Source organism: Nocardia alni (genome assembly GCF_019038435.1).
GTDB classification, from domain to species: domain Bacteria; phylum Actinomycetota; class Actinomycetes; order Mycobacteriales; family Mycobacteriaceae; genus Nocardia; species Nocardia alni.
Genome location: NZ_JAGPOX010000006.1, coordinates 76593 through 94294 on the forward strand (window position 1 = coordinate 76593; position 17702 = coordinate 94294).

16 protein-coding genes are annotated in these 17702 nt (G+C 63.9%); 4 read left to right on the forward strand and 12 right to left on the reverse strand.

Annotated features, from left to right (window positions below; translation table 11 throughout):
• Positions 1-27: 27 nt before the first annotated feature.
• From JZ791_RS04445 to JZ791_RS04460, 4 genes are all read right to left on the reverse strand, one after another.
• On the reverse strand, positions 28-870 hold the full coding sequence (locus JZ791_RS04445) for a mycofactocin-coupled SDR family oxidoreductase (RefSeq protein ID WP_216892848.1): 843 nt from the start codon (positions 868-870) through the stop codon (positions 28-30).
• A 33-nt stretch (positions 871-903) separates the two neighbouring features.
• Entirely contained in the window at positions 904-1281 is a 378-nt protein-coding gene (locus tag JZ791_RS04450) for a nuclear transport factor 2 family protein (protein WP_216892849.1), read from the reverse strand.
• A gap of 34 nt (positions 1282-1315) precedes the next feature.
• Positions 1316-3064, reverse strand: coding sequence for an FAD-dependent monooxygenase (locus JZ791_RS04455; protein WP_216892888.1), 1749 nt, complete (start codon positions 3062-3064; stop codon positions 1316-1318).
• A gap of 337 nt (positions 3065-3401) precedes the next feature.
• A complete protein-coding gene (locus tag JZ791_RS04460) occupies positions 3402-4676 on the reverse strand; it encodes a PucR family transcriptional regulator (protein ID WP_216892850.1) in 1275 nt (424 codons plus the stop codon).
• Between the two features lie 274 nt (positions 4677-4950).
• Between JZ791_RS04460 and JZ791_RS04465 the strand changes: the two genes are divergently transcribed.
• Genes JZ791_RS04465 through JZ791_RS04475 form a run of 3 tightly spaced genes read left to right on the forward strand, consistent with a single transcriptional unit; the run spans position 4951 to position 8793 of the window.
• The gene (locus JZ791_RS04465; protein WP_216892851.1) at positions 4951-5523 is read left to right on the forward strand and encodes a VOC family protein; all 573 of its coding nucleotides are present in this window, start codon (positions 4951-4953) and stop codon (positions 5521-5523) included.
• Positions 5524-5578: 55 nt separating this feature from the next.
• On the forward strand, positions 5579-6448 hold the full coding sequence (locus JZ791_RS04470) for a fumarylacetoacetate hydrolase family protein (protein ID WP_216892852.1): 870 nt from the start codon (positions 5579-5581) through the stop codon (positions 6446-6448).
• Positions 6445-8793, forward strand: coding sequence for a thiamine pyrophosphate-binding protein (locus tag JZ791_RS04475; protein ID WP_216892853.1), 2349 nt, complete (start codon positions 6445-6447; stop codon positions 8791-8793). Before JZ791_RS04470 ends, JZ791_RS04475 begins: the two co-directional genes overlap by 4 nt.
• A 64-nt stretch (positions 8794-8857) precedes the next feature.
• On the opposite strand, the gene JZ791_RS04480 is transcribed toward JZ791_RS04475, so the two are convergent.
• The 6 genes from JZ791_RS04480 to JZ791_RS04505 form a co-directional block, all read right to left on the reverse strand.
• Complete coding sequence (locus JZ791_RS04480; RefSeq protein WP_216892854.1) at positions 8858-9793, reverse strand: SCO6745 family protein; 936 nt, start codon at positions 9791-9793, stop codon at positions 8858-8860.
• A 554-nt stretch (positions 9794-10347) separates the two neighbouring features.
• On the reverse strand, positions 10348-11394 hold the full coding sequence (gene dmpG / locus JZ791_RS04485) for a 4-hydroxy-2-oxovalerate aldolase (RefSeq protein WP_216892855.1): 1047 nt from the start codon (positions 11392-11394) through the stop codon (positions 10348-10350).
• Positions 11394-12386 carry an acetaldehyde dehydrogenase (acetylating) gene (locus JZ791_RS04490; RefSeq protein ID WP_216892856.1) on the reverse strand — a complete coding sequence of 331 codons (993 nt, stop codon included), beginning with the start codon at positions 12384-12386 and terminating at the stop codon, positions 11394-11396. The genes dmpG and JZ791_RS04490 overlap by 1 nt, the downstream gene beginning before the upstream one ends.
• Positions 12383-13234 (reverse strand): 2-keto-4-pentenoate hydratase, encoded by an 852-nt coding sequence (locus tag JZ791_RS04495; RefSeq protein ID WP_216892889.1) that lies wholly within the window; start codon positions 13232-13234, stop codon positions 12383-12385. Before JZ791_RS04495 ends, JZ791_RS04490 begins: the two co-directional genes overlap by 4 nt.
• Before the next feature lie 21 nt (positions 13235-13255).
• On the reverse strand, positions 13256-14227 hold the full coding sequence (locus tag JZ791_RS04500) for an alpha/beta fold hydrolase (RefSeq protein ID WP_216892857.1): 972 nt from the start codon (positions 14225-14227) through the stop codon (positions 13256-13258).
• A gap of 34 nt (positions 14228-14261) precedes the next feature.
• Positions 14262-15272, reverse strand: a complete 1011-nt coding sequence (locus JZ791_RS04505; RefSeq protein WP_216892858.1) for an amidohydrolase family protein — start codon at positions 15270-15272, stop codon at positions 14262-14264.
• A gap of 211 nt (positions 15273-15483) precedes the next feature.
• Here JZ791_RS04505 and JZ791_RS04510 point away from each other — a divergent pair, with 211 nt between their 5' ends.
• The gene (locus JZ791_RS04510; RefSeq protein WP_216892859.1) at positions 15484-16284 is read left to right on the forward strand and encodes an IclR family transcriptional regulator; all 801 of its coding nucleotides are present in this window, start codon (positions 15484-15486) and stop codon (positions 16282-16284) included.
• Between the two features lie 43 nt (positions 16285-16327).
• Here the strand turns inward: JZ791_RS04510 and JZ791_RS04515 are convergent, their stop codons facing one another.
• Positions 16328-17392: a DODA-type extradiol aromatic ring-opening family dioxygenase gene (locus JZ791_RS04515; RefSeq protein ID WP_216892860.1), complete on the reverse strand. Its 1065-nt coding sequence runs from the start codon at positions 17390-17392 to the stop codon at positions 16328-16330.
• A 1-nt stretch (position 17393) separates the two neighbouring features.
• Positions 17394-17666, reverse strand: coding sequence for a hypothetical protein (locus JZ791_RS04520; protein WP_216892861.1), 273 nt, complete (start codon positions 17664-17666; stop codon positions 17394-17396).
• Between the last annotated feature and the right edge of the window lie 36 nt (positions 17667-17702).

The window sequence follows — 17702 nt, forward strand, 5'->3', positions numbered from 1 at the left end:
GATTTCCCCAAGCATGCAGCCATGGATTCACTTCTTCAGGAGGAAGCCGGCATCCACCGGCAGCGAAACTCCCGTGACAAACCTGGCATCGTCCGAGGCGAGAAACACGAGAGCGTTGCTGATGTCGACCGGGTCCACCCATGGAATCGGCAGGATATTCGCCCGCACATAATTCGAGTCCGGAAGCTCGGCGTCGGCGCGCGTCGGCTTTTCGAGATGAGGCATGAACAATTTGAGAATTGTCTCGTTCTGGATCATGTCCGTGTCCACGTTGGTCGGGAGAATAGCGTTCACACGGATGAATTGAGGACCCAATTCCAGCGCCAGCGTCTTCATCAACCCGAGTACGCCGTGCTTTGTGGCGGTGTAGTGTCCGAGATTCGGCACAGCCATAAGGCCCATAGCGGAGCTGGTGAAAGTGATCGAGCCACCGCGTCCGCCGGCGATGATGTGCGGAACAGTGGCCTGCACAGTGTGAAAGGCACCGGTGAGATTGACGTCGATCACATCCTGCCAGCTCTGTTCCTCCAGATCGAGAACCTGGGATGTCGACGCGATACCCGCGTTGACCGAAACGACGTCGAGGCGGCCCAACTCGCTCACGCAGGCCGACACCGATTCTTCCAGGGCGGCCCGGTCGCGAACGTCGGCCTTCGCCGTGACGATCCGCCGGTCGAACTTCTCTACAAGACTCACTGTCTTCTGCAGATCGTCCTCGGTCCCCATCGAGTGACCGGCACTGGCGATCTGATCACAGATGTCGATCGCGATGATGTCCGCGCCCTCTTCCGCGAGCCGCACCGCATGACTGCGTCCCTGCCCCCGAGCAGCCCCGGTGATCAGGGCGACTTTGCCGTCGAATTTTCCCATTTTGCGCTCCTGCAGTTCAGATCTATATCGAATTCACGAAATTCGAGTCGTGTCGACGTATACCCGGTATCCACTTATCCGGTCGCCATCGAAATCGAGAAAAGAACTGCCCTTGACCTTTTCGATACGTCCGTCTGTGAACTTGTAGGAGACGATCAATTCCAGACCCACCGACCCTCGGGCCGAATCCGTGGTGAGGCTGACGATCTCGTGCGTAACGGATGCGAAATTTCCTTTCCAGTCTACGACGAATTTCCCGATCGCGTCACGTCCGGATACCGGGTCATAGTCGTTGAAGGCGAAGACGGCGTCTTCCGTGAGCCGCCGTTCGAATACACCGGGATCATTCGCGTCGAGTTCGCGGTAAAAATCGGTGGCTGCGGCCGCGTGGTCGAATGTTGTTCGAGTCATGGACTTCTCCTTTGGAGTCGGGTATAGCAAGAAACTATTTTGTGGCAATCGAGGCGGGGCCTGCTTCCGCACGGGCCACCACCTCCTGAGACTCGGTCCGACCGGTCACTTTCCGGATCAAAGCTGGAACATCTTCGGGCAACCGATCTCCACGCCAAGCGACGTGACCGTCCGGTCGGACCAATACCAGATCCCGCTCGTATACGACCCGGGCGTTCGCATCGTCGACCTCGAGAACTCGCAACGGGACACCAGCGGCCGCCGAAGCCTCCAGCAGCTCTGCGACCGCTGATTTGCCGACGAAGCTGACGATGGTGAAGTTGTTCCGGTAGACGTCGAGTGGGGAAGTCCCACTCGCGAGCATCACGTGCGGTGCGCGCACGCCGGGAGTTGTCGTGGGGGTGTAGCTCGAGCCGTCACCATCCGCCACATCGCTCCCATCGGGGATGATGGCCGACGAACGGTATCGATAGCCCATCTCGACACCGAAACTCTCGTGCTCGCCCGTATTCGATGCGAAGTAGTCGACCAGAAGTTTGCGGTGCGCTTCCGATTCCGCACTGTCGCCCTCGATCAACACCCGGTCGGCGATTTCCTGGGCATTGACGTGAACATTCAGGTGCCGGAAAGACCAGTCGCGCGCGGTGACGGCCACCGGCCGCCGCTCGGTCTCGTAGGTGTCCAGCAGCGCGTCGCCACCGAACCCCTTGATGACGGCGGCGAGCTTCCATCCCAGGTTGACGGCGTCGGCGATTCCTGTGTTCAGCCCGTACCCACCAGTAGGGATCACCTCGTGCGCGGCGTCACCGGCGACGAACAGCCGACCATCACGATAGCGGTCCGCCACCAGCACGTTCGCTTGCCATACGCTGCTCTGCAGCACCTCGTCCACTTCGAGGTGCCGGCCGCAGACCTCGTCGAGGAGTTCCTGCTTGTCGATATCCTCGGTTCGAACGCCGTCGGTAATCGCGCTTGTCTGGAGGGTCCATGTGTCACGCTCGTCCTGAGCGATGATCGCCCCGACTCCACCGCCGACAAAGAACGTGTGCCAGAACTGCCCGTGCGAATGCAGGGTCTCGAGATCCCGCGACTTGAAATGGATCTGACAGAACGTGATCACACCACGCTCGCCTTCCATCTCCAGGTTCATCGCGCGGCGGACGACCGATCCCGCTCCGTCGCATCCGACGACGTAGTCCGCGTCGATCGTATGACCGGCGCCACCGGAAGGAGGAACGACGTCGACCTTCACGCCGCCGTTCGCCCGGTGGACCGCGTCGACTCGCCACGGTCGCAGTACCTCGATGTTCGGGTCAGCTAGGCAGTGGCTCATGAGGAGCTTCTCGACCTCGATCTGGGTGACCCGTTGCCAGGCGTGCGCAGGGGTGGTCCCGTCGTTCGCGGAAGCGATCCTCTTCGACATCTCCTCCACGCTGGGATATGACCAGCGGCCTACCTCCGGGCCCGCCATGGACGTGCAGAATACGACGTCGTGCGAGTGCTCCGCCGCCACTCCGACAGAGCGGATCTCATCCACCAGGCCGAGGCGGTCCAGTAGTTCCATACTGCGTGCGTTCGTCAGATCCATCTTCGGAAAACCCGTGGTCTGCGGCGCTTGCTCGACGATCGTGCTCGTCACTCCATGAAGACTGAGCTCCAATGCGAGAATCATGCCAACGGGGCCCGCACCGGCGATCAGCACGGACCGACGAAACGTCGTGTCGATCGCAAGGTCCCCGGAAGGCGCCTCGCGTTCTGACGAACTATTGGTCGGATGACTCATGAGGATGCCTTTCAAAGCTGATTCGCCGCTGTGGCGCCGGGTGCGTGCAACGCCACCTGGGATCGCCGATGGGGAAGGGGGAGCGCTGGTTCGCCTCTGATGGGCGTTTACCAGGGAAGGCGTGTCATTCGGGAAGCCTCACCTCGACCGATCGAGGCTCGTAGCCCCGATCGTGGCGTCCATGATCCCTCGGGTTCCGTATGTGTCTTGCGCCACAAGTAGAGCGCAGAAGGGACACACACCGCACTGTTGCGTGACACAGCATTGCTGCCTGTTTTTGGTTTTCAGGCCAGTTCGCCCCGAAACGGCCGCACCACCGCCAGCGGCCCGAACGCCCCTATCTCTCGAAGAAGGGGTTCTGGTAGAGCCATTCGTGCACACGCAGCGCGGCACGCAAGTCGGTCGTCGATCCTCCCGTATGCGCACAGAGCGTCAGGGCTTTCTGAACTCTGTAGGTGACGGTGTTCTTGGAGATATGTTCTGCTGCTGCGACTTTGGCGAGACTGTGATCCATGTCGAGATATCGGCGGAGAGTGGAACGCAGGTCTGCCATCCGGGGGTCATCGGAAGCGAGGCGACCGAGGACCCGAGTCACGAACTGGGCGGCAGCGTCGGGATCGGCCAGTAGGAGCACTTCGAGCGCGACATCCTCGTGCGCGACTGCCGTGGCCGGGTGGCCTGAGTGCAGGCGCACGAGCCGCTCGACCGCCCGAGCCTCGAGGTGACTGCGCCGAAAACCTTCCAGACCGTAGGAGAGCTCTCCGACGACGACACACGTCTCACCGAGATCGGCTGCGAACTCGGGAACATCGCCCCGCGGATTCGGGATCACACTGCCCCACGCCCAAATCGCCTGTATGCCGACCGGGATGACGAGCGTGGCGGTCGGAGTGCCCCACCGCCTCAGTACCGGATCGACGATGCTGCGCAGATCGTGCTTCAAATGTCGCCCGCTCCATGCGATCAGCGCGATATGAGGCCCACGGAGAGGATAGCCGAGCACCTGCTCGGCCTGATTGGCGTCGATCTGCTCGGCCGCGATCATCCGGGTCGCGAGGTCCAGGCGTGCCGCGGAGACTCCCGCCGCCCACTCGCTCTGTTCTTTGAGGAACGCGGATGCCGCCACGCCGGTGAAGTCGTCGAGTTCTTCGAACAGCAACATCGAAACACGCCGCAGTTCGGCGCTGCTCTCTCCCGTGACGAGATCGGTCGCCGCATCGAGAAGAGCGGCTGCGAGCACGGCGTAGCCGACTCGAATGGACTTCAGTAGGTCGTTGAGCTCCATACCCCGACGGGCGAATTCGCCTGCGACTTCGTCGACCTCTTCACTGGCGAGAGTGGTGTCCGATTCCCCGATCCCCGCGACCAGCGTTATCGCCTGCAGCGTTGTCGACGTCGTCGCTCTGAGCACCGCGTCTACCGCCGACGCCCCTTCTCGAATTCCCGGTAGCACCCGAGAAATCTCCGCGGTGATGTTCTCACCGACCTCCAGCGCCCAGTTCACCGCGCCGTCGCCGAGGGCTGCGCGAACCCGGTCCGCTTCCGGTCCCAGCCACTCGGGCGCCGACCTCTGTGCACGGCTCGCACGGAGCCTGCTGGTCCAGTGTGGCATCAACACCTTCCAATCAATCACGTCCCTGTTGGTTTACACACCAACGCTCACCGCTTTTGCTGGTTCACAGCCACTAGCGACCCAGCCCGGGGATGGGTTGAACTTATCTCGGTGCCAGGTGACCTACATCACCACTCACCAAGACATGTGTTATCACATGCAGCAATCGTCCGACCGCTGGCGACGCGCGAGAGATGGCTCGAACACCCCCGACGGGCAAACACCAGCGCTTTTCGGGTGCACAACCCGCAATCTGAAGTAGAAGGAGTCGTCGATGACCGCCACGCCCAAGTTCGCACATGTCGTACTGCAAACCAGCCGCCTCGGAGAAATGCGTGACTGGTACTGCACCGTCCTGGACGCGCACGTTGTCTACGAGGGGCACGGACTGTGCTTCATCACTTTCGATGATGAACACCACCGAGTGGCGTTCCTCGAGGCCCCGATACAGCTGGAACCGCGGAACCCCGGCGGTGCGGGCATGCACCACACCGCCTACACCTTCGCCACCCTCGACGATCTGCTCGATCGGCACGACGCCCTGAAGGAGAAGGGCATCGCGCCGAAGGTGCCGATCCAGCACGGTGTCACGACGTCGCTCTATTACCAGGACCCGGATGGCAACTTCGCGGAACTCCAGATCGACAACTTCGCCACCCCCGACGCGGCGACCGCCTACATGAACGGACCCGAATACGGGAACAACCCCGTGGGCGTCGCGTTCGTGCCGGAACTGATGCGCGAAGCACTTGCCGAGGGAAAGCCGGTCTCCGAGATCACCACCCACTCGTGGGCCCTCGAGACAAGCCCTGACCTCCCGAACCCCATGATCGCGTTGACCAGCTGAGTACCTCGCGAGCCCACCGTCGAGCACCTTCGGGACCGATCACAGGAGGACAGCCATGCGCTTGGCCAACCAATCCGGCCGCCTCAAAATCGTCGCAGGCGATGTCGCAGTCGACGTGGAGGATGCCAGCGGCGGACAATTCCGCGCCGAACCACAACAAATCTTCGACAGGTGGGATGAGTTCATCGCGTGGGCGAGTTCGGTCGACGCTACCGTCGGGGCGCCGATCATCGAGTCCGAGTTGCGGGCCCCGGTCCCCAGGCCCGGTCAGATCTTCGCCGTCGGAGTCAACTACGCGGACCATGTCGAGGAATCCGGGCTGGCACTGCCCGATGCGCCTTTCGTGTTCACGAAGTTCCCGGCGTCGATCGCCGGTCCCTACGACACCATCGAACATCCCGGGGGATCGGTGGACTTCGAGGTGGAACTCGTGGCCGTGATCGGCAAGCAGGCACGACACGTCCCTGTTGCCCAAGGCTGGGATCACGTGGCCGGCTTGACGCTCGGACAAGATCTTTCCGAACGAGATCTGCAGTTGTCGGGCCCGGCGCCTCAGCAATACAATCTCGGAAAGTCGTTCGCCGGTTTCGCTCCGATCGGCCCTGTGCTGGTCACCCCGGACGAGTTCGACGATCGCGACGACATCGAGATCTCGACGATCCTGTCGGGCGCGCAGATGCAGAAGTCACGAACTCGGCATCTGATTTTTCCGATCCCTGTCCTGGTCTCGTACCTGTCGTCGATTCTTCCGCTACGACCGGGGGATCTGATATTCACCGGAACGCCTGCGGGTATCGGCTTCACCCGGGAACCCAAGCGCCTCATCGGAACCGACGATGAACTCGTCAGCCGCGCCGAAACCATCGGCGAGATGCGACACCGTTTCGCGAGCACGAATCGAACGCATCCGAGGGAAGTTCAATGAACCACGCGTCCGTCGATGGTGATATCTCACGTATCGCCGCCCGAGTAGGGGATGGCCTGGATCTTGTGGCGCTCGAGGTGATCGAGCAACGCGTGCTGTGGCTTTCGACCTCGATCATTCACCACGCCAACCGCATCCGCCCCAACCCATCGGGATTGAAGGTCGGCGGCCACCAGGCTTCGTCCGCATCGATGGTCTCGATCATGACCTCGTTGTGGTTCGCGCAGCTTCGAGCGGGCGACCGAGTCTCGGTCAAGCCGCACGCCTCTCCCGTGTTGCACAGCATCAACTACCTGCTCGGCGATCTGGACGAGCACTACCTGACCACCCTTCGGGAGTTCGGCGGCCTGCAGTCGTATCCGAGCCGGTCGAAGGACCCCGACACCGTGGACTACTCGACCGGTTCGGTCGGCATCGGCGCCACCGCCCCGATATGGGGCGCGATGGCACGTCGCTACGTCGACGCCCACCTCGGTCCGACCGGAGCCGGTCGCCAGTACTCGCTCGTCGGGGATGCCGAGCTCGACGAAGGCGCGGTGTGGGAAGCAATCACAGACCCCGGGATCGCCGATCTGGGCGAGGTGGTGTGGATCATCGATCTGAATCGCCAGTCTCTGGACCGCGTGGTCCCCAATATCGCCGCAGGCCGGCTCGCGAATATGTTCGACGCCGCAGGCTGGCAAGTCATCACTGTCAAGTTCGGACAACTTCTCGAGTCGTTGTTCACCCGGTCCGGTGGAGAAGAACTGCGCCGGCGAATTCTCGAGATGCCCAACCCCGAATACCAGCGGCTCCTACGTTGCAGCGCTGACGAGGTCCGGACCCGGCTACCCGGCAACGGAACGGACAGTGATGCGATCGCCGCGCTGATCTCGACCCTCGACGACGCCACTGTTTCAGCCGCGATCCGGAACCTCGGCGGCCACGATCTGCCTGCGCTCGTCAACGCGTATCGCCAAATCGACGATACTCGCCCGACCGTGATCATCGCCTACACCGTCAAGGGCTACAACCTGCCGACCGAGGGACATCCCCAGAACCACTCGGCGCTGCTGAGCGTCGACGAGTACGCCCGATTCGCCGAGAGAATGGGGATGGACCCGCGGCAGCCGTGGGGCCGGTTCTCGAATGGCACCGCCGCGGCACGCCTGTGCGAGGAGACTGCGGCACGCCTGCGGCGTGACCCGGTGCCCGCACCTCCGACGGTGGCTTTCCCCGCGGACTTCGGTCGCACCCCCAAGGGCACGTCCACCACCCAGGCCGCGCTCGGGCGCGCCCTGCTGGACCTGACCCGTGAGGCTCCTTCTGCCGCACAGCGTGTCGTGACCGTCAGCCCCGACGTCAGCTCGACGACCAACCTCGGCGGCTGGGTGAACAAGGTGGGCGTGTGGTCGGCCGCCGAACGGCACAACTGGTTCGCCGACGATGCCGAGACGATCATGCACTGGGACGAGCGACCTACAGGTCAGCACATGGAACTGGGCATCGCCGAGACGAACCTGGTCGGTTTGATAGGCGAGCTGGGAGCGACCTGGAGTCGTTGGGGCCAACCTCTGTTTCCGATCGGCGTCCTCTACGACCCCTTTGTCGAACGTGCCCTCGAACCGTGGTCGTACGGCATCTACGCTGGCGGCCAGTCCATTCTCGTCGGCACTCCGTCCGGTGTGACCCTGGCCTCGGAGGGCGGCGCACACCAGTCGATCAAGACCCCGTCGATCGGACTCGAACAGCCCGGTTGCGTCGGCTACGACCTCGCCTTCGCGATCGACGTCGAGTGGACCCTGCTGGCTTCACTGGCACATATGGGGCGGCCGGATGGCACGTCGGCCTACTTGCGTCTGTCGACTCGGCCCGTCGACCAGGCACTGGCAGCGGTTCCGTCCGATCCCGCCGCGCGGGAGCGCCGACGCCGTCAGGTCGTCGCGGGTGGATATCCGCTGGTACGCCGTGACAGCCCACAGATCACCCTGGTCGCGGAGGGCGCGCTGGTAACGGAGGCGCTCCACGCCGGAGACCGGCTCGAGCAGGCCGGCATATCCGCCGACGTCGTCTGTGTCACCAGCCCGGGCTTGCTATTCGAAGCGCTACAGGCCAGAAGAGGCCGCGGCTCGAGCGAGACGTGGATCCTCGACCAGCTCTTCCCCGTCGACCGTGCGGCACCGATGGTCACAGTGCTGGACGGACACCCGCACACCCTTGCGTTCCTGGCCGGAATCAACCGAGTGCGCAGCTGCGCACTCGGGGTGAGCAACTTCGGGCAGGTCGGATCGCTCGAGGATGTCTACCGCTACCACGGAATCGACACCGACAGCATCGTGCGCGCCGCGCTGGACATCCTTCCGTGATCGCCACTCGAACTCTCCGGTAGCGGTCGCATAATAGCCGACCGCTACTCGAATATCGCTTCCGCTATACATCGACACTGCCGGGTTCACCTACCGACGCAAGGTTGAAAACCCCTCTCATCCGCACTACCGGCTCAGCGATCAGCTCAGCCAAACGATCAGCCTTACTTCCCTCGTCCCGGTCGATCGGCGACGTCGATGCGCTGTCGGTAGCTTTTTCCATCTCGATATGCAGCGCCATCCCCGCAGGGGTGACTGACCCATCGGCTTGAAGCAGCCCCCTGTCAACCAGCCTTTGCAACGCGGCCCTCTTTTCGGCAGCCGGCCACTCGCGGTCCGCGAGCACATTCGGATCCGCCGGCGCATCCACGTCGAAAACCAGTCCGAGGTCGTTGAAGAAACTATGACATTCGCACCCGCCGATCGCAGCGGCAGTCATCAGCAAAGCGCACTCGCAACCATCGATACCGTTGGCGACAAGCACTGCGATGTGGGAGTCGCCTCGAAACTCGCGAAGCAGCGTAAATCCGTGCCACAACGTCAGATGAGTGTTTCCTCTGTCCGGCCACGACATAGCCGACAGACCAGCATACAGGGGACGACCCGCAATGTTCCTGCCCTCGGCTGCCCTCCGAACAATTGCGGCCGCCTCCTTGGCATCGGAAGAATCGACCCAATCCCCCAGGTAAACCCGCAATGTTTCGTCAGCCACTTCACGTTGTGCCTCGAGCACTTCAGCCGGAGTCGCCGATGCGAAGACTGAAGGAATATAGCGCTTGATCTTGTCCGGATGGAAGTTATAAAATGTTGCAAGCACCACTTCGGCCGGCACAGCCCCGAGGGGAGCTGACCGCGTGGCAAAGTATGTCTGGGCAGCATCGGTGATGCCGAGACGCTCATAGGGGGCTCTATTTACCGGAGCCAGCCCCGCATTCAAATAGAACTGCTCACCGAGCCCGAAGGCCACCATGACGAAACGACCCGATGCGTAACCACTCATTTGCCTTAACTTCCTTCACTGTCGGAGTAGATGCAGATCTTGCTAAGCCTGCACGACCTCCGCCGTTCATTTGCCGTAATAATGCCGACCGTCGACCGCATTCGATCCGAAACGATTGAGCCCCGAGAAATAGATGCATGAATTAAATCGTTCGGCCCAGGCATGGCCCGCCTGGTCGATGTTATGGCGTAAAGTCGCGAAGTCGATTGGACAACGAGTCTCCTGGTATCGGGACGACGGTCTACGTAGGCATGCTCAGGGGTCGGAAAAAAACGAATGCGATCGGCCTCGACGATCAGCGGTTCGACGCCATCCTCCGGGTCGGTAGCCGGAAGGACTGTGCGCAGTAACGACGGTACAACCTCATTGAGATCTGCGTCACTATCGGATCCGACAGCGTTGCGTTGCGACTGCCTCGTGGAAGTGCTGGCCATCTCGCCGCCATGAGCCTGTCGGACCTGGGACGGAGGATCCCGGTCGCATCGGGAGTGGCTGTCTGACGCACGACACCAGCGGCGCCGCCATGGCCCGGTACTCGGTGGCGCGGCGGCCCGTCAACTGTTGGACGCTCGATCAGTCTGTTGTCCGACAAGATCCAGAACGATGTCGAGAATCATGTCCTCCTGGCCGCCCACGAGCCCACGCCGGCCGACCTCGACCAGGATGCTGCGGGTGTCGACCCCGTACTGGTCCGCGGCTCGTTCGGCATGGCGCAGGAAACTCGAGTACACGCCCGCGTATCCGAGCGTGAGGGTCTCCCGGTCCACGCGAACCGCACGGTCCTGTAGTGGCCGAACGATATCGTCGGCGGCGTCCTGGAGTGCGAACAAGTCGCATCCATGTTCCCAATCGAGCAGGTTCGCCACAGCGATGAAGGCCTCGATCGGGCAATTCCCAGCGCCGGCGCCATGCCCTGCGAGCGAGGCGTCGACGCGCGTGACGCCCTCCTCCACCGCCATGACCGAGTTCGCCACGGACAGCGAGAGATTCTCGTGAGCATGGATCCCGATCTGAGTTTCCGGCCGCAGCACATCGCGATAGGCGCGCACGCGTTCACGGACGTCTCGCATGGTCAGGCGGCCGCCGGAATCGGTGACATAAACGCACTGTGCTCCCGCGGCCTCCATGACCGTGGCCTGTTTCGCGAGCACCGCGGGTTCTGCCATATGCGACATCATCAGGAAGCCGGAGACATCCATGCCGAGCTCACGTGCGGTCTCGATGTGCTGGACAGCGATGTCGGCCTCGGTCGCGTGCGTCGCGACACGAACGGAGCCCACCCCCAGATCGTGGGCTCTGCGCAGTTCCTCGATCGTGCCGATGCCCGGTAGCAGCAGGGTGGTCAGGACCGCGTTCTGCACCACCTCGGCCGCTGCGGCGATCCACTCCCAGTCGGTGTTACTACCGGGACCGTAGGTCAGACTCGCGCCGGCCAGGCCATCGCCATGGGCGACCTCGATCGCATCCACTCCCGCCCGGTCCACCGCCGAGGCGATCACCCGCACCCGTTCGGGGGACAGTCGATGCCGGATCGCGTGCATACCGTCCCGGAGGGTCACGTCCTGTATGTACAACTTCGGCCGCTGAACCTGCTCGGTCATCACGCCCTGCCTTTCTCGGGTGTCCCCGGCCGTCCGGAAAGAGCGGCGGATGGCTCTGCCGACATGACCAGTTGTTCGGCCGTGCGCAGTGCGGCGGAGGTCATGATGTCGAGATTTCCCGCATAGGACGGCAGGTAATGTGCGGCGCCCTCGACCTCCAGGAAGATCGAGACCCGCCATCGGGGACGGGCGGCGTCCCGGATCAACGTCCGCAACGGCTCGTCGGACGCGATCGGTTCGATCTGCACATCCTGCTTGAGCCGATATCCCGGGACGTAGCGCGAAACCTCGGTCCGCATCGACGCGACGCTCGCCCTGATCTCGTCGGGATCACCGCCGGCAGCCAGACACAACACCGTGTCCCGCATGATCATCGGCGGTTCCGCCGGATTCAGGATGATGATCGCTTTGCCTCGCCCCGCACCCCCGACGACCTCGATCGCCCTACTCGTCGTCTCGGTGAATTCATCGATGTTCGCGCGCGTGCCAGGCCCCGCCGACTTCGACGCGATCGAGGCGACGATCTCGGCGTAGGGCACCGGCGTCACCCGTGATACCGCCGCGACCATAGGAATGGTGGCCTGTCCCCCGCAGGTCACCATGTTGACGTTGCGCGCCGCCCGGTGCTCGTCGAGGTTGACCGCGGGCACGACGAACGGACCGATCGCGGCCGGGGTCAGATCGACCAGGATCTTGCCGAGCGGCCCGAGCACCGCGGCGTTCGCGACGTGGGCCTTGGCGGACGTCGCGTCGAAAACGAGGCCGATCTCGTCGAAGACGGGTAGCGCCAGCAGCCCCTCGACGCCGTCGGCCGTGGTAGCGAACCCCAGCCGCCGAGCTCGTGCCAGCCCGTCGGATTCCGGGTCGATCCCGACCATGGCGCCCATCTCGAGCGTGTCGGACAGCCTCACGATCTTCATCATCAAGTCGGATCCGATGTTTCCGGAGCCGACGATCGCTACTTTCGTCTTGATTTCGCCACTCCCGTTCATCGTTCGACACTCGCCGAATTGTTCTCGGCGCCTTGCGGTGTGGGCGTCGGGGCGGTGTCCGGGAACCCGACGGAAACCACCCCGAGACCGGACAGCGTCGCGATGTAGGACCCGCCCGGTTCGGCCGACACCATCGGCCCCAGTGCGCCGGACAACACCACCTCCCCCGCGCGCAGCGGCACGCCGAGGTCCTGACATGTCCGAGCCAGCCAGAGCACCGCGGTGACCGGATCGCCCAGACAATCCGCACCGGTACCGTGACTCACCTCGACGCCTCCGCCGTCGGCCAGTTCCATCCGCACACCCGTGAGATCCAGGCCGTCGAGGGGTGTGCGGGTCCGCCCGAGCACGTAGAGCCCGCTGGAGGCGTTGTCGGACACGGTGTCGACGAACGTGATGTCCCAACCGGCGATACGGCTGTCGACTATCTCCAACGCGGGGACGACGTACTCGGTGGCAGATCGGACCGCGGTCTCGTCCAGGTCCGGCCCGTCGAGATCAGCGCCCAGCACAAAGGCGATCTCCGCCTCGACCTTGGGCTGCAAGAGCAGTCCCGAGTCCACCACCACGCCGTCGTCGACCGCCATGTGGTCGAACAGCACGCCGAAGTCGGGGCGGTCGACACCGAGCTGCTGCTGCACGGCGGGCGATGTCAGCCCCACCTTCCGGCCGACGATCCGCCGCCCTTGCGCCAGGGCCGCCCGCGTGAGCACGTTCTGCACCGCGTAGCCCGTCTGCGCGCTCCCGTCGGGCAGTAGATCCCGGACCGGTGCACAGGGAATCCGGGTGCGGGCCGCGTCGAGCAATCGCTCGGCCGCCCGTTCGATACTGTTGTCGCTCAAGGCAATTCCTCTACGATGTGCCGCGGGCTAACCGCGCTCGACCAAGGGCAGTTCGGGGCGCCGATCGGAAACTCCGGCCTTGTCGGCGAGCACACCGGAGACGGTCCCGGTACCGAAGAATTCCGCGAAGATCGGATTGAATATGTCCGGCCGATCCGTCTGGCCCTGATGCCCGCAGTCGTCCGGATAGAAGAACTGCACGTTCGGGAGGTGATCCTCCTGGACATATCCCCATTCGACCGGGGTGAGAATATCCTGACGCCCGTAGAGATAAATGCCGGGAATATTGATCCGGTCGAGACGTCCCGCGGTGGCGAGCCGTGCCGCGCGATTCTCGTCCGCCCACGGAACGATATGCCGATATTGCAGGAGGGTCGGCCAGAACTGCGCGTGCGCCTCCAGCCGCTCGCTCGCCGACCGATAACGCATCTCGACCAGATCGTCACTGACGGCCGTCTTCCGATGAATGATGGCCTCCATCATCGACCGCATACCGTCACGGGTTCCGTCGTACGCGGTCATGTGGAACTGGCCCTTCGGCGGCGCGACGTCCTCCGGCACGACATCGCCAACGTCCCCGGCGATCAGCGCGAAACTGATCACCCGGTCGGGTCGCGACAGCATGTAGTTGACGGTGTTCATGCAGCCCATGGAGTTCCCCGCGAGATGGAACCTGTCCAGGCACAGGGCGTCGGCGAACTGGCCGATGAACTCGACGAAGCTCTCCATCCCTTTCGGCCAGTACTCCCTGCGCACATCGGAGAGGCCGAACGCGGGCATATCCGGGCAGTAGACCCGGAAACCCCGCTCGGCGAGATACGGCGCCATGAAGCGCCAGCCGGCCAGCCCGGATGATCCGGGAAGCCCGCCGTGGAGCAGGACGACCGAGGGGCCGGTATCACCCGCTGTCATGTAGTGCGCTCGGGATCCGTCGGCCAGCCGGACCCAGCGGCTCGCCAATCCGGGCACATCGATCAAATTCTCATCGGTAAGCGACACGAGTATCTCCTTCGGATCGTGGTGCGTTGATATTTCAGAAATCGCCCGAAATTCCCAGGAATTCGAGGGCGTTGCGAACGAGGATGCCGGAGGCGACATCTCCGGGGAGCACTCCGGATTTGCTTGCGTCGTCGATGCTGCGCATCGACTTGCGCATCTGGTCTCGGAAGAAGGGAGCGTCACTTCCGATCAGCAGTCGCTCGGGCCCGAATCGGTGCAGCAGCAGCCGGAGGTGCTCGTCATCGAAGACCAGTGTGTCCGCGTAGAGCCGCCGAACCATCCGGTCCCCGGCCGCCGGGTCACCGGAGCCGAAAATGCCTGCCGCGGCACGCAGTCTCGGATAGGCCCAGGGGAACGCTCCACATCCGTGCGCGAACGCCACCCGGAGGCTCGAATACCGCTCCAGCACGCCCCCGAAGACGATCGCCGCGGCGGCGATGGCGGTGTCGGTGAGCATCCCCAGGCCGAGGTCGAAAGGTTGCCCGGCCCGCCGGACAACGCCTTTCCCGCCACGGATCGGATGGACGAATACCGCCGCGCCGGTCCGATCGCACGCCGCCCACAGCGCGTCGAGTTCGGGTGCGTCCAGGTCGTGATCCCCGATCCGGGTTCCGATCTCGATCCCACGCAGACCCAGCTCGAGGCACCGGTCGAGTTCCGCTACCGCGAGGGACAGATCAGCCGACGGCAGGCAGCCCAGCCCGATCAGCCGGCCCCCGGACCGGTCGCACGCGGCCGCGATCGAATCGTTCACCCAGGCCGCGTAGCGCGGATCGGCCTCGGCGCCGGCCGCATACTCCATCATGACCGGGACGGGTGAGATCACCTGATGCGACAGGCCCGCCTCGTCCATCCCGCGCAGTCGCTCCGCGACATCCCACAGCTCGTCGGTGACTTCGCGAAACACTGTGTCCCCGAGCATTATCCGGCCATGCTCGGGACCGTCCACGAACAACGTCGGCGCGAGCGCGGTGCGTGCGGAACTCGGCGGCGGATCGACTCCGAAGTAATGCGCATGGACGTCGATGGCCGTTGCGACAGGCATGTTCTTCCTCCGATCGGAGAGACGTCGGGCGAGGTAGCCGCTTCGCTGATGGACGCTAATTGCGACTCATTCCGGATGTGCGGACGGTTTCAGTGGCCGGAACTGGCACACTGGGACAGACACCGACCTGTGCAGTGCGTCACAGCGAGGTCGCTGTACGACGTGTTTCGCTGTCCGCCCGGGGACAGCCCGAAGATGCTGGTGAGTCGCCATGTATGAACAACTTTCCGATACCGACGACCGTCCTACGTCGATCCTGTCGAAGGCCTTCGACGTACTCGCGGTCTTCAACGCCGACCAGCGGGTGCTGACGCTCACCGAGATCGCGCGCGCCAGTGGCCTGCCGAAATCCACGACCCATCGACTGCTGCGACGCCTCATCTCCCTGGGTGTGCTCGAGCCGCACGGCGCGGGTTTCAAGATCGGGTTGTCGATGCGCCGGCTGGGCTCGGCGATGCCGATCGAAAGTCTGCGCGAGTCCGCGCTCCCTCACCTCGGTTCCTTGCACCGCTGGTCCCAGCGACATGTGCACCTGGGTGGGTTGCGCGGTGACCGCGTGATCTTCGTAGAACGCTTCCTGGTTCCGGGGCGGGAGCTGCCGTCGGCCAGCCCTGGCACCGATCTGCCGGCCCACACCACCGCCCTGGGCAAGGCGATGCTGGCCTTCGCCACCGACGATGAGCTGGACACCGTGCTGACGAAGCCGATGGTGCCGGTGACGCCGAAAACGGTGACCGACGCTCGTGTGCTCCGCGCGGAACTGCACGATATCCGCACCCACCGGTTCGCCGTGGCCGTGGGCGAATCGCATACGGACGTGAGCTGCGTGGCAGCGCCGATCCTGATAAAAGGCCGGGCGGTCAGCGCGATCTCGGTGTCGACGACGGCCGCGGAGGGTGGTGTCGACCGCGCCCTCATCGACGCGGTGCGGGTAACCGCCGACCGAATCAGCCGAGACAATCAGAAAGTCCTCGCGGAGGGTCACGAGGGCTGGTTCCCCGCCATCGACTGATCCGGCGATGGCGGACCCCTACCCGAACCCGGCGAGGTGCGGGTCAGCCACCGTAGAGGGCAAAGGGCTTGTTGGAATTGAACACATCCGTGGTGACCAACGTCGACCAGGTCCGCGCGAGCCCCAGTTCCTGAACGGCGCCGAACAGACAGAACCAGTTCAGTATCTCGTGCTGACCTGCCTCGACCACCGCGCGACTCGTCGTCGCGCCCAACTCGTCGTAACGCTCCTGCACCAGGAGTTGGTAGAGGCGCTCGTCCGCGGCCGTATCGGGCCGGATATGCCACAGCGAGTCGGCCAGGAACGCGTGTGACCAGCTCGACGACGCCACGAACGCGACCTTCGAATCTCCCTTCCGGAAATGCCGCGCCACCGCGCGACCGACCGCCATACAGCGGGCCGGGGTCGGGCCCGACGGATCGAGCTGTTCGTCCCGGATGTCGGCGAACCGCGCCAGACCTCCTCGGCGCGCGATCGCGTGCTGTCCATAACAGTTCACCGTGATCGGCAGCAGCCGATAGGGAAACTTCGCACCCGCGTTCTCGTAGTCCAGGAACAGCTGGGTATTCAGAATCGCGTGCGGAAAGTGGGCCGCCACCCGTTTGCGGTAGGAGTACGCCATATCCACGCCGTCGTTGATGAGGCCGTCCGTGAGCTCACGTGCCCGGCTCGCGTCGCCGCGCAGGGTGATCTCGAAGTCGTCGGGCAGACCCCAGACATTCGGGCTGCCGCGCTCGTTCATCACCTCGAACGCCGGTACCTGTAGGTCGTCGTAGGCGAGTACGCAGAATGGGGGGATCACCTCCTCACGGAAGTTCTCGTACTGGTCGTCACCCCAGACCACGATGATGTCCGGAGCGAACGCATCCAGCGCCGCGCGGCACTCGCGCAAACCTTCGACGAGCCTGGCCCGGTGCGCGGCCGCGGACGCACGTCCCTGGTCCTGCTCCCATTCCGCGCGCATCTCCGGCGGCCAGTTCGCGGGATCCTTCTCGGCGTCGGGGATATTGGGATCGGTCAGGGTCCATCGGAGCAACCCAGCCATATGCTCATCGGTGCCCGCGAGTAGCGGATAGTGGGTCATGCCCACGCCGAGGAATTGGTTCACCTCAACAGCTTTCCGTGTGTAGGTCCAGAGCCGGATCGATTGCGGCGCCGCTGTTCGAGCGGTCCGCGGCGGGAGTGACGACGACATTCGCGGAGCCGATGTGTTCCCACCGGACACCGTCGTCGTCGGGCTCGTGCGGGAGGACCTCGATCGTGGTGAACGGCGTCCCATCGGGGTGATGAGTACCGATGATGATGTTGACGTCACACCCGATCGACCGGATGTGCAGGATCTTGTCGGGCCCGTCGGGCGTGGTGTGATCGACGATGCGCATCCTCCGGACGCTAGCCGCGCATCCCGCCGCTCGAGG